Below are 14,082 nucleotides of genomic sequence, written 5' to 3'. Positions count from 1 at the left end.
TGGCGAATGTTACGGTGCGGTTGAGGTGCTGTCCAATTCCGTGAGCGCTAATTAACTGGGTAGTTTTGAAGAAAGATGCGTATCTCTGATTTAACATAATATATATTATGCGAAGTCTATATATATTCATGTGCCCGCTGGCCATCAGCCATAATGCGTCGCTTGGCCAAGAAATAGCTCGGCGCACTCGCCAATGGTCTCGCTCAGCGTTGGATGTGGATGCACTGTCAGCGCGAGATCCTCGGCGACTGCCCCCATTTCGACGGCCAGTACGCCTTCGGCGATCAGCGATTCCGCCTGCGGACCGACGATCCCCATACCCAGGATACGGCCGCTTTCAGGTTCGACGATCCATTTGGTCATGCCGTCCTCAGCACCCATCGACAGTGCGCGTCCCGAGGCTTGCCAAGGAAAACGCAGCGTCTTGATCTCGATGTCATCTTGTTTCGCTTGCTGCTCAGTAAGTCCGCACCAGGCTAACTGAGGTGCGGTGAATACCACCGCCGGTACTGCACGCACATCGAATGCTGCTGATTTCCCTGCAATGGCCTTGGCAGCGACCTTGCCTTCGTGCATGGCTTCATGGGCCAACAACATACCGCCAGTCACATCACCGATGGCATAGATCTTGTCGTCACGAGTCTGCCGTTGCGCATCGACTTGAATGAATCCCTCATCATCGTACTCGACATCTGTCTGGTCGAGCCCCAATTCGTCGGTATTGGGTTGGCGACCCACGGCAACCAATACCCGCTCAAAATGGCGGTCTTGACTGCTATCGTCACTTTCCAATGTGGCCTTGACCTGCCGTCGTGTCTCCTTGAGTCCAGCCACCTTGGTATTCAGTTGGACGCTCTCGAACAACTTGTCGCATTTGGTGGCCAACGGCTCGACCAGATCGGGATCGGCATTTGCCATCAGGCGATCGGCCATTTCGACCAGTGTCACCCGGCTACCCAGCGCTTGGTAGACCATGCCCATCTCAAGCCCGATATAGCCGCCTCCGACAACCAGCAACGACTTGGGAATCTCTTTCAAGGCCAGCGCATCGGTCGAATCCATGATCCGATCACTGGCCGCAAAGTCGACGTCCGGTAAAGCCGTGGGTCGAGATCCAGTCGCGATGATGGCATGGCCATAGCCCAGTGTGTCGCGTTCAGCTCCCTCGAGGCGCAGTTGATGATTGCCTGCAAACCTGGCTCGTGCCTGGACCAGGCGGACACCGCGCTGTTGGCATAGCGCCGCGAGCCCATCGGTCAACTTGACGATCACTTCATCTTTCCACTTTCGCAACGCTTCCGGATCGATCCTGGGTGGCTCGAAAGCGATCCCCATGCTGTCGGCATGCTGCGTCGCATGCAGCAGTTCGGTGACATGCAATAGCGTCTTGGAAGGAATGCAACCACGCAACAGACAGACCCCGCCGATGCGTTCTTCGTCGCTGATCAGGGTGACGTCGAGTCCGTGCGCAGCCGCTTCGAATGCGGCGGCGTAACCTCCAGGACCACCGCCGATGACAGCAACATCGGTACGTTCGGGTATCGTTGCGTCTTGCTCCTTGCGTGCCATCGTCGTCTTTTCTCCGTCAGATCTTGAGAAGCAGCGATCGTGGATCCTCCAGCGCACCAATCAAAGTCGTGACGAAATTTGCCGCATCGGCCCCGTCATTGACGCGATGGTCGAAACCGAGCGACAGCGGCAGGCGCCGTCTCGGCTTGACTTCATAGTTGTCGAGATCACCGTGAACCACAGGCTCCAATCGAGCTTGCCCAAGCCCCAGAATCGCCACTTCGGGCGGGTTGATCAATGGCGACAGCGAGGTGCCACCCAAAGGTCCAGGATTGGTCAGCGTCATACTAGCGCCTTCCATGTCCTCGCGGCGTAGTTCACCGTTGCGTGCCTTTTCCACCGTGGTACTGACGGCCTCGGTGAGTTCAATGAGGTTCTTGCGATCGACATCACGGATGACGGGGACCAACAGTCCACGATCGGTGGCAACTGCCATGCCGATGTTGTAGTAGTGCTTGAGAATGATTTCTTGATTCTCGGTATCCAAACTGGCATTGAAACGAGGGAATTGCTTCATAGCAAAGACCAGCGCTTTCATCACCAGAATGGTCAGCGTGAACTTGCCACCTTTGGCCTGGGCACTGTCTTCATACTGATGGCGGAAGCGCTCCAGTTCCGTGACATCGGCTATGTCCTGATGAAAGACGTGTGGTATTTCCCGCCAAGCCTGCGACATTCGCTCGGCGGTGACTCGACGGATGGAGCGCATCGGCTGGCGCTCGACTTCTCCCCAGCGAGTGAAATCAGGCAGCGTGGTGGACTTGGATGAGGCCTCCCCTGACGCTTTTTCCTTGCTTTCGCCGCCGAAAGCCTCGACATCCTCGGTCGTAACTCGGCCTTGCGGTCCACTTGGCTCGACATCACGTAAATCGATTCCACGTTCTCGAGCGATGCGCCGTGTGCTCGGCGAGGCGGGGACCGGCGCTTGGTGTTCGCGCTCTTTCGCCTTCGGCTCGGCTTTGTCTTCCTGTTTGCGCTTGGTGGCTTCCCTCTCCTTTTGCTTTCCCGTATCAGCGTCTCTCTTCTCTTGCTCTTCCTTCTCCTCTTTCTCGGTTTTGGCTTGTTGCTTCTGTTCCTGCTCCTGCTCCGAATCGGATTGTTGCTGCTCCTCATCACCTTCGTCAGCGGGTTGGTAAGTGAGCAAAACGTCATCGACCCGGACAGTGTCCCCGGTTTTGAGGTGAATCTTTTCCACCCTCCCCGTGAATGGTGCAGGAATGTCCGTGGCGGCCTTGTCGGTCTCCACGGTGAACACTATATCGCCATCATTGACATAAGTGCCCTCCTCTACGTGGATTTCGAGTACTTCGGCCTCCTGCAGCCCTTCCCCGGGATCGGAAAACTTGAATTCCTGGCTCATAGTCCGTTACCGCTTCAGTCATTCATGGCAGCACGTGTGGCTTCCAGAATGCGTTCGACGTCAGGCAAATAATCCTGCTCGCGGGCAAACATCGGCACGATGGTATCGAAACCGGTTACCCGGCGGATCGGTGCCTCGAGATAGTAGAAGGATTCCTCAATCAGCCGGGCCATTATTTCCCCCGCGGGCCCATAACTACGATGGGCCTCATGGACGATCACAACGCGTCCCGTATTGCGCGCCGACTGGGTGAAACGTTCATGATCCAGCGGCGACAGACTCAACAAGTCGATGACCTCGGCCTCGGCACCGTCTTCGTCGGCGAGACGCTCGGCTGCCTCGAGGGTACGGTGCAGCATGGCACCATAGGAAATCATGGTCAGGTCGCTTCCCTGGCGGGCGGTTCGTGACTGCCCGATCGGCAGTGTTTCCTCCTCCTCGGGCACTTCCTCACGAAACGCGCGATAAATGGCCTTGGGTTCGAAAAAGATCACTGGATCAGGGTCGCGGATGGCACTGACCAGCAACGCGCGTGCATTGCGAGGAGTGGAAGGAATTACCATTTTGAGGCCTGGCGTATGGGCATAGTAGACCTCACGGCTTTCCGAATGGTGCTCAAGGGCATGCACCCCTGCTCCATACGGCATTCTCAGTACCATGGAAATCGGATAGCGACCGCGGCTGCGCCAACGCAATCGCGCAGCATGCGATTCCATTTGATGAAAACCTTGGTAGCTGAAACCGGTGAATTGCATTTCTCCAACCGGCTTGAGGCCATAGGCAGCCATGCCAATGGCGAATCCGGCAATCGCCGTTTCCGCGACGGGAGTATCGATGACTCGACGCTCACCGAAACGATCGAGCAGGCCATCGGTGATCCGGAACACGCCGCCATCGACACCGACATCCTCACCGAAGACGATCACATCGCCGTCCTTTTCCATTTCCTGCATCAGCGCCAGATTCAATGCATCCGCCATGTTCAGGTTGGCCATTGAATCAACCCCCATGCTTGAGTCGTTGCTCGAACGCCTGCCGCTGCGCCTTCAGATACTCCGGTAATTGTTCATAAAGGTGATCGAAGATGACTGATGGATCGTCGAGTTCCTGCATCTGCTTGTCTGCTTTCTCCCACGCCTCATTGACCTGCTTCGCAATTTCCTCTTCCAGTTCGTCTATCTGCTGGTCAGTCAGATGCTTCTTGGCTTTGAGATATTTCTGCAGGCGCAGGATCGGATCCCACTCCTGCCACTTTTCCACTTCCTCTTCATCTCGATATTTACCGGGGTCGTCGGCGGTAGTGTGTACCGACATACGATAGGTGATGGCCTCGATCATCATCGGCCCTTTCCCGGCACGAGCACGCTCAGCCGCCTCCTCTACAGCCGCATAGACGGCGAAGACGTCATTGCCATCGATCTGGAGTGCCGGCATACCGTACGCCAAAGCCTTTTGCGCCAATGTCTTGGACTCGCTTTGGCGACGACGTGGCATTGAGATGGCCCAATGGTTGTTCTGGCACAGGAAGACTATCGGTGTCTTGAACACGCTAGCGAAATTCATCGCTTCATGAAAATCGCCTTCTGACGTCGCCCCGTCACCGAAGAAGGTGATGACGATTTCATCGGTATCGCGATAATCGGTGCCATACGCTAGGCCTACGGCATAAGGAAGCTGCGATGCCACGGGAATGGCAATTGGCAGGTCGTGGCTATCCTCGGGAATGGCTCCTCCCTCGTTATAGCCGGCGTTATATAACAGCAGATTGGTAGGTTCGAATCCCCGCCACAGCATGGCAGATGTTTCGCGAAACGCGGGGACAAACCAATCACGTCTAGAAAGTGCCGCCATGGCGCCCACCTGGCAACCCTCCTGCCCAATGGCGGGAGCAAAGGTACCGATACGTCCTTGCCGTTGCAGAATCAGCATCTGTTCGTCTAGACGTCGACTCAGCAGCATCGTTCGATGCATTTCCAGCAGGCGCTCGTTATCGATCTTGGGGGCTAACTTCTCATCCACCCGGCCCCGCTTGTCCATGACTGAAAGGTATTCGACGGAGTGTTCGAGCCGAACCTGTTTTCTCGGCATGAGCCATCCTCCGAGGAAACATTTGGACGCTTACCTGGCTTACTGAAAAACAGAGGGTTAAGTCAGGTAGCAGCTAGTGACTGTAGAAGCTCTGCCGTGAGAATACCAATTCTCGTACGGCGTACATGAAAGGCATCGATACTCGTACTGGTGCTTCCGGCCGCTCCCAAGAGCCGACACAGCACCGCTACCACGTGACATGAAAAGAAACGTCATTTTTTGTTAGCTCCTCTCCCGCTTTGTGGAGGGTCAAGCACGAAAAAGCCCAGCAAGATGTAATTGCTGGGCTTAGAAACGAAAGACGCTCAAACGTTAGAGGGGTTTTGCATCGTCCGCTTCATCATCGGCCGGTGCGTAGGAGCCATCTTCACGGTGCACTTCATTGCCGGTGATCGCCGGTGTGAACACACAGGCCAAATGCATGGTCTTGTGGGCACGCAGCAGGTGTTCATCATGCTGATCGAGAATGTAGATATCACCGGGTTTGATTGGCCAGATCTTGCCATCGGCCAAGGTCTCGACTTCCCCTTCCCCTTCTATGCAATACACCGACTCGTAATGGTGCTTGTAGTGGATATGCGTTTCGGTACCTTCGAAGATACGGGTGATATGGAAGGAAAAACCACCACCATCCCCGGCTAGCACTAAGCGCGTGCTATCCCAGGTACCGGTTTCGGCGGTTACCAGACGCTCGGTCTGACGGGCTTCTTCTAGGTTGCGCACGATCATCGTGAAAGCTCCTCTTCTCGCAGGGCCGTTAGGGTATGGTCCTTGCGATTCAAACAGAAAACGGCCCGACGGTCTCTCAGGCCGAACGGCTGTCGATAGGCCCGCTGTCATCGTCAACAGGCTCTATCGAGAATAGTCAACCGAAGACATGCTTGATACTGGCTTCCAGAATATCCAGTCCTTCGATCAAATCTTCATCGCTAATGGTCAGAGGGCACAGGCACTTGACGGCTTGCCCTTCGTGCCCACTGGTCTCGATCACCAGGCCGCGCTTGAAGGCCTCGGCAGTGATCTTGTCGGCGTTGTCACCGGTACCGACATCCAATGCACGCATCAGGCCACGTCCGCGCTCTGAAGCAGGGACTCCTTTCTCGGTCAGCCAAGTGGCCAATTTCTGAAAGCGATCTTCGACCACGCGCGCTTTGCGTTGCACGTCACGCTCCAGGGTGTCGTCGCTCCAGAAATGGCGCAGCGCGGCGGCACCGGTGACCATAGCCAAGCCAAAGCCCCGGAAAGTGCCGTTGTACTGACCCGGTTTCCACTTGTCGAGCTCAGGACGCATCAACACATGCGCGAACGGTAGACCAAAGCCAGACAGCGATTTGGAGTTGGTCACGATATCCGGGGTGATACCGGCATGCTCGAAGCTGAAGAACTTCCCTGTGCGGCCACAGCCGGCCTGGATGTCGTCGATGATCAACAGGATGCCATTCGCGCGACAGATCTTCTCCAGACGCTGTAGCCATTCGTCACTGGCAGGATTGATACCGCCCTCGCCCTGCACTGTCTCGATGATCACCGCGGCGGGACGATCGAGACCGCTGGAGTTGTCTCCCAGCAGCTTCTCGAAATAATCAAGGGTGTCGATCCCTTCTCCCAGGTAGCCATCGAAAGGCATGAAGGCGCTGCCCTGGGTGGGGATGCCCCCGGTGGCTTCACGGAACTTGCGATTGCCGGTGGCTGCCAATGCCCCCATGGTCACGCCATGGAAGCCATTAGTGAAAGAAACGATGTTGTGCCGACCGGTAGCCACCCGTGCCAGGCGAATAGCGGCTTCCACAGCATTGGTACCGGTTGGACCCGGCAGGTGCACCTTGTATTCCAGACCACGTGGCTTGAGGATCACCTCTTCCAGCGTCTCCAAGTAGTCACGCTTGGCCTTGGTCCACATGTCCAGGCCATGCACGATGCCATCGCTAGCCAGGTAATCGACCAATGCTTGCTTGAGTTTTGGATGGTTATGGCCATAGTTCAGGGTACCGGCACCGGCAAGAAAATCGATGTATTGCTTGCCGTCCTCCGACGTCAGGCGCGCGCCCTTGGCTTCGGTGAAGACGACCGGAAACGAACGCGAGTAGGTACGTACTTCCGATTCCATGCGTTCGAGAGTCTGGGTCTGCATCATGACCTCCTGGTCGATGGACAAAACGAGGCGACAGGCCGCCGCATGCGAGGCCGGCCATCGCTAGAGAGAGATTGGGTGGGTGCTCAGATATGCTCGGGCTTGAAGGGACCGATTCGCACCAGGTTTTCCGGATCATGCTCACCACCGAGCTGATCGGTAGAGAAATATTCACGACTGTTCAGGGGGGCCTGCCAGCGATCGGCCAAGCGGGTGAAAAGCCCCCACGAAGCCTCGTTGTCGGGCGTGATGGTGGTTTCCAGATGACGTACTTCCGCCAATTCCGGTCGGCTCATGACCGCCTCCACCAGACGCCGGGCCAATCCGGTGCCACGTGCCTTTTCACCCACTGCCACCTGCCACAGAAAATAGGTATCGGGCGCATTGTTTTTCACGTAACCGGAAACGAAGCCGACGATATCGCCTTCCTCGTTGGTTGCCACAGCACAGCTGTCACGAAATTGTGTGGCCAGCAACAGGTAGGCGTAAGCCGAATTCACATCCAGTGGCGGGCAAGCCTTGACCAGTTCGTAGATGCCCCAACCGTCATCCGGATTTGGTTTGCGGATGAACAATGGGGTCTTGGCGCTGCCGACCACTGCATCGGCCACACTTGGGCGTGCCAGGTCGGCGGAAGGAGTGAAGGGCTGTGTTGATAGGTTCATGTTTATGCTTCGCTGTTGGCGAATTTGCGCATTAGTATAACAAGCGCTTATGCGCAATTCAAAGAGTCGTTTATCATTGAGCGCACAATCCATAAACTAAAATTATAGTACATGCAATGCCTGACTTCAGGTGATTGAAAGACATACGGGACGTTCTCAGCACGATAGCAGGCAGCATGAAAAAGGCCACCGTCATGGTGGCCTTGAGCGTGGCAGGTCATGATGACCGGCAAATGACAAATGCCGTACGCCTTATTAGCAGCGTGTCACGCTGCGCAAGGTGACGAACTCTTCAGCCCCCGTCGGGTGAATGCCCACAGTGGCATCGAAGTCTGCTTTGGTCAGGCCGGCTCGCACAGCGATGGCAATCCCTTGAATCACCTCACCGGCCTCCTCTCCGACCATGTGCGCTCCCACTACGCGATCGCTGGCATCATCGACAATCAGTTTCATCAAGCAGCGCTCGTCGCTGCCCGACAATGTGTGTTTCATGGGGCGGAAATCGGTACGATAGACGCGAATCTTGCCACACTGTTCGCGCGCGGCCTCTTCGGAGAGCCCCACAGTGCCGATATTCGGATGACAGAAGACGGCAGTAGCGATGTTCTGGTAGTCCAGTGGTTTCGACGGCGGATTATTGCCGAAATGATGCTGAACCATGTGCATGGCCTCGGCCAGAGCCACCGGGGTTAGTTCGGGGCCTCCGGTGACATCGCCCAATGCCAGGATCGAAGGTACGGACGTCTCAAAACGCTCATTGACCTTTAACGTACCATCGCCTTTCAGTTCGATATCCAATTGATCGAGCCCAAGCCCAGTGAGGTGCGGCTTACGCCCGGTGGCGGCCAACACGACATCCACCTCTAGACTCTCACCATTGGTTAGGGTGACTCGCAGACCGCCCTCAACCTTGTCGATACACTCGACGTTGGTTTCGAAATGCAGTTGAACCCCCTTTTTGCCCATTTCGTCGCGGGTGAATTCACGCACTTCGCGGTCGAAACCACGCAGAAAGAGCTCACCGCGATAGACCAGATGGGTGTCGCTTCCCAATCCATTGAAAATACTGGCAAACTCTACCGCGATATACCCGCCGCCCAGAACCAGAAAACGCTTCGGGAAGTGCTGCAGGTCGAAGATCTGATTGGAGTTCAGGACATGCTCATTACCTGGGAACTCCGGTACCCATGGCCAACCACCAGTAGCAACCACAATCTTCTCGGCACTGATGGTTTCACCGGCGACTTCGACTCGGTGAGCGTCGAGGACCTTGGCGCGACCGTTTATCAAGCGTACTCCCGCGCCCTCCAACAGACGGCTATAGATGCCGTTCAGACGCTTGATCTCCTCGATCTTGTTGTCGCGTAGCGTCGCCCAATCGAAACGCGGTGCCTCAGACAAGACCCAGCCGAATCCGGCACTATCCTCGAAGGCATCATGGAAATGGGCGGCGTAGGAATAGAGCTTCTTGGGCACACAACCGACATTGACGCAGGTACCGCCGAGATAGCGATCTTCAGCAATAGCGACGCGCGCACCGGTGCTTGCGGCGGTACGAGCGGCACGAACACCACCGGATCCAGCACCAATGACGAAAAGATCGTAGTTGAATTCGGACACACTGTCCTCCTGGACATGACACTGACTGAATGTCCAAATGATACCAGTCATCGACGACAGTCGGGAGTGGCGGCCGTTGACCCTCACATGCCATAAAGGTAAAAAAGCGCCACTTAGCGATTTAGCGGCTATTCTCCCACCAGCTCAGCCACTTCATTCATGGAGGCCTTGTACATGAAACAAGAGATGCAGGAACTGCTCGAACGCAACCGTCAGTGGGCTGATAGTGTATGCCGTGATGACCCGGACTTCTTCACACGACTCTCGCAACAACAGAATCCCGATTACCTGTGGATTGGTTGCTCGGATAGCCGGGTACCGGCCAACCAGATCATCGATCTGCCCCCCGGCGAAGTCTTCGTGCATCGGAACGTGGCCAATCTGCTGCATCACAATGACATGAATGCCCTGTCCGTGGTGCAGTACGCCGTCGACGTTCTCAAGGTCAAACACATCATGATCGTGGGCCACTACGGTTGCGGTGGTGTGCGTGCGGCGGTAACCGGAGGAGAGTTCGGTATCGTCGACTTCTGGCTGCATTCGGTGCGCGAACTCTACAGCCGACATCGTCAATCCTTGAAAGAGCTCAGTCTCGACGAGCAAGTCGACCGAATGTGCGAGCTGAATGTCAAATCCCAGGTAGACAACCTGTGTCGTACCAAGATCATTCAGCGCGCTTGGCAACGTGGCCAGACATTGGCGGTACATGGCTGGGTCTATGGCTTGGGCGACGGTCGAGTCACCGATCTCGAATGTACCGTCGAAGGCCTCGACCAGGTACCGCAACTCTACCGTGTCGACCGGCTTGTCCCTGCAGGAGATGGAGTCGACTGATTCCATCTGGTCAATGGTCCCGGACTGGCGTCATTCGCTCTCTGAATGACGCCAGTCAATATTTCGATTGTCGCCCGGATGGTCAACTGACTAATGTGCGTTTCTAGCTGCCGGTTTTTATGGGCAGCCATAACAATCGACAAATGGGGATCATCATGACCTTCAACAAGACCCTACTGGCCTCCCTAGTGGGCGCCACCATGACCGGCGCCGCGTTGCTGCCCATGACGGCCAACGCCGAAACCCTGCGCATCGGATATAGCGCCGACCCGGAAACGCTCGACATTCATGAGCAGCTATCCGGAGGGATGCTGCGCTTCTCGCACCTTTCCTTCGATCCGTTGGTACGCTGGACCAAGGATTTCCAGTTCGAACCACGTCTGGCCACGTCATGGGAGCAGGTCGACGATACTACCCTGCGCATGACCTTGCGTGACGATGTCACCTTCCACTCCGGCAACACATTCACTGCCGAGGACGTGGTCTGGACTATCGAGCGTTTGAAAGAAAGCCCTGACTACAAGGCCATCTTCGAACCTATCGCCAGTGCTGAAGCCATCGACGATACCACCGTGGAGATCACTACTCACGAGCCATATCCGATATTGCTGAATTTGGCGACCTATATCTTCCCCATGGACAGCGAGTTCTACAGCGGCACTACCGCTGATGGCGACGACAAGGCCGAGATCGTCAAGAGCGGCAACTCATTTGCCTCACGTAATGTTTCTGGTACCGGCCCCTTCATCGTTACCGAGCGTCGCCAAGGGGTTCGGGTCGACTTCGAGCGCTTCGACGACTACTGGGATACCGAATCACCTGGCAACGTCGACAATATCGTGCTTACCCCCATCAGTGAGAATGCCTCGCGTGTAGCTGCCTTGCTTTCCGGTGGTGTGGATTTCATCGACCACGTGCCACCCAACGACCTGGAGCGCGTACGTGAGGCTGACGGTGTCAACCTGGTCGAGATCCCCGGTACCCGCATCATCGGCTTTCAGCTGAACGAGGAGCGAATCGAGGCTTTCCAGGATCCCCGTGTGCGTCTCGCAGTGGCCTATGCCATCAACCAGGAAGGCATCGCTCAACGCCTGATGCGTGGTTTCGCCACGCCCGCAGCCCAGTTCTCGCCAAAAGGCTACTCTGGCCACAACCCGGAGCTCACGCCTCGTTACGACGTCGACCGCGCTTTGGAACTGATGGCGGAAGCCGGTTATGAGGATGGCTTCGAAGTCAACATGATCGCACCTAACAACCGTTACGTGAACGACGCCCAGATTGCGCAAGCGGTGGCCAACATGCTGGCGCGCATTAACATCGACGTGAATCTGCGTACCATGCCGCTTGCCCAATACTGGCCGGAGTACGATACCCGCCAGTCGGATATCGCGATGATCGGCTGGCACGCGGATACCGAAGACAGTGCCAACTTCTTCCAGTACCTGAGTGCCTGCATCAATGAGGAAACCGGTGCAGGACAGTACAACTACGGTAGCTACTGCAACGAGGAACTGGATGCGCTGGTAGCGACGGCAGACACCGAGACGGATCCCGAGAAACGTCAGGAAATGCTGCGCGAAGCCGAGCGGATGCTGTATGAAGACGCCGGCTACATTCCGCTGCACTGGCAGAACCTGGCCTATGCGGCACGCGATGGTGTTGATGCTGAACCGATACTCAATGCCCTCGACTTCCCTTACTTAGGCGATCTGGTTATCGAAGACGCCAACTGATCGACCTATTCTTCAAGCATATCGCCTGTCCTCCGGTAGCCACCGGGGGACGGCGAAGCATTGTCACGACTCTCCTGAAAGGTGGCGCAAGCCATGATTGCTTTTCTGACCAAAAGGCTGATGCACGCAATACTGGTGATGTTGGTCATCAGCGTGATCGCCTTCGCTATCCAGGATAATTTGGGTGACCCCATTCAGCAGATGGTGGGCCAGTCGGTCCCCGAGAGCGAGCGCGAGGCCCTGCGCGAACGACTGGGGTTGAATGATCCATTCCATGTGCAATATCTACGCTTCGCTGGCAACGCCATACAGGGAGACTTCGGGTATTCCTATTTCTATCGCGAACCGGCGCTGGATGTCATTGCCCGCCACCTCCCCGCCACCCTGGAGCTGGTCTTCGGTGCGACACTGATCATCGTACTGCTGTCAGTACCGATCGGTGTCTATAGCGCTATCAAGCCTCGTTCGCCTCTTTCGCGTTTCTTCATGGGTGCTTCTATCGTCGGTATATCGGTGCCGGTATTCCTGACTGCCATTGTGCTGATCCAGATCTTCGCCATCGGCATGAAGGTCACGCTCTTCCCGGAGAGTACCGCGTGGGGAAGCTGGCTTAATGCCACCCTATCAACCGAGGGGGGCATGCCATCATTCGGCCGTGGCCAGGATTTGGTGCACGTGGTCGGTTACTGGGATTCGAATCTGTTCAGTGCCGGGGGCTTGCAGCACCTGGTACTGCCTTCCATCGCTCTGGCATCGATCATGCTGCCGCTGTTCATCCGCCTGATTCGTGCCGAAATGCTGGAAGTACTGCAATCGGAGTATGTGAAATTCGCTCGTGCCAAAGGGATTTCCTCGTGGCGAATCTATTTTGTGCATGCCCTGAAGAACACCATGCTGCCGGTCATCACCGTGGGAGGGGTTCAGATCGGCACCATGGTGGCCTATACCATCCTGACCGAGACCGTTTTCCAGTGGCCGGGGATGGGCTTGATGTTCCTCGATGCCATCAATCGTGCCGACATTCCGCTGATCGTGGCCTATCTGATGATCGTGGGCGTGATCTTCGTGGTCACCAACACCATCGTCGACCTGATCTATGGCCTGGTGAATCCCACCGTCAAACTGACCGGTAAGCCCGCATGACGACTCAAGTTTCCACGACAACACGCTGGGCCAGGTTCCGCGATTCCTATCTGCTGTACAGTTTCAAGCGGACCTGGAGCGCGCAGTTATGCCTGGCGATCTTTCTCTGCTTGGTGCTGGCGGCCTTCATGGCTCCCTGGCTGGCACCGACGAATCCTTACGACCTGCGCCAGATCGACATTCTTGATTCCGAATTGCCGCCCTTCTGGATCGAAGGGGCCGTTGAGCACTATACCTTGGGGACTGACGCCCAAGGCCGCGACCTGCTGTCGATCATTCTCTACGGGACCCGCGTCTCGCTGGTAATCGGTTTCGGCGCGGTGATCCTGCAAGCCATTCTGGGCGTTACCTTTGGCCTGCTGGCCGGTTATCTGGGCGGGCGCGTGGATGCCATCCTGATGCGCCTGGCCGATATCCAGTTATCGTTCTCGACGTTGATGGTAGCCATTGTGGTCGGTGCCGTGGTCAAGGCGACACTGGGTAGTAGCTTCTACAGTCAATATGCGGTGCTGATGTTGATCCTGATCATCGGCCTGGCGGAATGGCCGCAGTATGCGCGTACCGTGCGCGCTTCGGTACTAGCGGAAAAAAGCAAGGAGTACGTCGATGCAGCACGAGTGATGGGGCTTGGCAGCAGGCGGATCATGTTTCGTCATGTATTGCCTAACACTCTATCACCGGTATTCGTGATTTCGACCGTACAGATCGCCAACGCCATCATTTCCGAGGCCGCACTGTCGTTCCTGGGGCTGGGCATGCCGGAAACCCACCCCTCTTTGGGGTCGTTGATCAAGTCCGGCTTCGACTATATCCAGTCTGGTTCGTGGTGGATCACGTTGATTCCCGGTGCCGTGCTGGTGGTGCTGGTACTCGTCATCAACCTGCTGGGCGACTGGCTACGAGATGTCATGAACCCGCGTTTGTACAAGGGGTAAGGAG

The 14,082-nt window shown here is 56.3% G+C and carries 12 protein-coding genes; 4 read left to right on the top strand and 8 right to left on the bottom strand.

Going from position 1 to position 14,082, the window contains the following annotated elements; all coding sequences use genetic code 11:
• Window positions 1-144: 144 nt before the first annotated feature.
• From lpdA to gorA, 8 genes are all read right to left on the bottom strand, one after another.
• On the bottom strand, window positions 145-1,569 hold the full coding sequence (gene lpdA, locus L861_RS03365) for a dihydrolipoyl dehydrogenase (RefSeq protein WP_016415150.1): 1,425 nt from the start codon (window positions 1,567-1,569) through the stop codon (window positions 145-147).
• A gap of 16 nt (window positions 1,570-1,585) precedes the next feature.
• Entirely contained in the window at window positions 1,586-2,929 is a 1,344-nt protein-coding gene (locus tag L861_RS03360; protein ID WP_016415149.1) for a dihydrolipoamide acetyltransferase family protein, read from the bottom strand.
• A gap of 14 nt (window positions 2,930-2,943) precedes the next feature.
• The gene (locus L861_RS03355; protein ID WP_027947465.1) at window positions 2,944-3,924 is read right to left on the bottom strand and encodes an alpha-ketoacid dehydrogenase subunit beta; all 981 of its coding nucleotides are present in this window, start codon (window positions 3,922-3,924) and stop codon (window positions 2,944-2,946) included.
• Window positions 3,925-3,928: 4 nt separating this feature from the next.
• Window positions 3,929-5,017 carry a pyruvate dehydrogenase (acetyl-transferring) E1 component subunit alpha gene (gene pdhA, locus L861_RS03350; RefSeq protein ID WP_016415147.1) on the bottom strand — a complete coding sequence of 363 codons (1,089 nt, stop codon included), beginning with the start codon at window positions 5,015-5,017 and terminating at the stop codon, window positions 3,929-3,931.
• 312 nt (window positions 5,018-5,329) lie between these two features.
• Window positions 5,330-5,746 (bottom strand): ectoine synthase, encoded by a 417-nt coding sequence (locus L861_RS03345; protein ID WP_016415146.1) that lies wholly within the window; start codon window positions 5,744-5,746, stop codon window positions 5,330-5,332.
• Window positions 5,747-5,882: 136 nt separating this feature from the next.
• Complete coding sequence (gene ectB, locus L861_RS03340; RefSeq protein WP_016415145.1) at window positions 5,883-7,148, bottom strand: diaminobutyrate--2-oxoglutarate transaminase; 1,266 nt, start codon at window positions 7,146-7,148, stop codon at window positions 5,883-5,885.
• Window positions 7,149-7,234: 86 nt separating this feature from the next.
• Entirely contained in the window at window positions 7,235-7,813 is a 579-nt protein-coding gene (gene ectA, locus L861_RS03335; RefSeq protein WP_016415144.1) for a diaminobutyrate acetyltransferase, read from the bottom strand.
• Window positions 7,814-8,068: 255 nt separating this feature from the next.
• Window positions 8,069-9,433: a glutathione-disulfide reductase gene (gorA, locus tag L861_RS03330; RefSeq protein WP_016415143.1), complete on the bottom strand. Its 1,365-nt coding sequence runs from the start codon at window positions 9,431-9,433 to the stop codon at window positions 8,069-8,071.
• A gap of 174 nt (window positions 9,434-9,607) precedes the next feature.
• Here gorA and can point away from each other — a divergent pair, with 174 nt between their 5' ends.
• The 4 genes from can to L861_RS03310 all read left to right on the top strand — a co-directional run bounded on the left by can (window position 9,608) and on the right by L861_RS03310 (window position 14,078).
• Window positions 9,608-10,267 carry a carbonate dehydratase gene (can, locus tag L861_RS03325; RefSeq protein WP_016415142.1) on the top strand — a complete coding sequence of 220 codons (660 nt, stop codon included), beginning with the start codon at window positions 9,608-9,610 and terminating at the stop codon, window positions 10,265-10,267.
• 155 nt (window positions 10,268-10,422) lie between these two features.
• A complete protein-coding gene (locus tag L861_RS03320; protein WP_016415141.1) occupies window positions 10,423-12,000 on the top strand; it encodes an ABC transporter substrate-binding protein in 1,578 nt (525 codons plus the stop codon).
• A 93-nt stretch (window positions 12,001-12,093) separates the two neighbouring features.
• The gene (locus L861_RS03315; RefSeq protein WP_016415140.1) at window positions 12,094-13,143 is read left to right on the top strand and encodes an ABC transporter permease; all 1,050 of its coding nucleotides are present in this window, start codon (window positions 12,094-12,096) and stop codon (window positions 13,141-13,143) included.
• Entirely contained in the window at window positions 13,140-14,078 is a 939-nt protein-coding gene (locus L861_RS03310; protein ID WP_016415139.1) for an ABC transporter permease, read from the top strand. The genes L861_RS03315 and L861_RS03310 overlap by 4 nt, the downstream gene beginning before the upstream one ends.
• Window positions 14,079-14,082: the final 4 nt, after the last annotated feature.

The sequence above is a fragment of the Litchfieldella anticariensis FP35 = DSM 16096 genome (assembly GCF_000409775.1).
Lineage (GTDB): Bacteria > Pseudomonadota > Gammaproteobacteria > Pseudomonadales > Halomonadaceae > Litchfieldella > Litchfieldella anticariensis.
The sequence above is the reverse complement of the archived record's forward strand: the minus strand, read 5'-3'. Positions and strand labels throughout refer to the sequence as shown.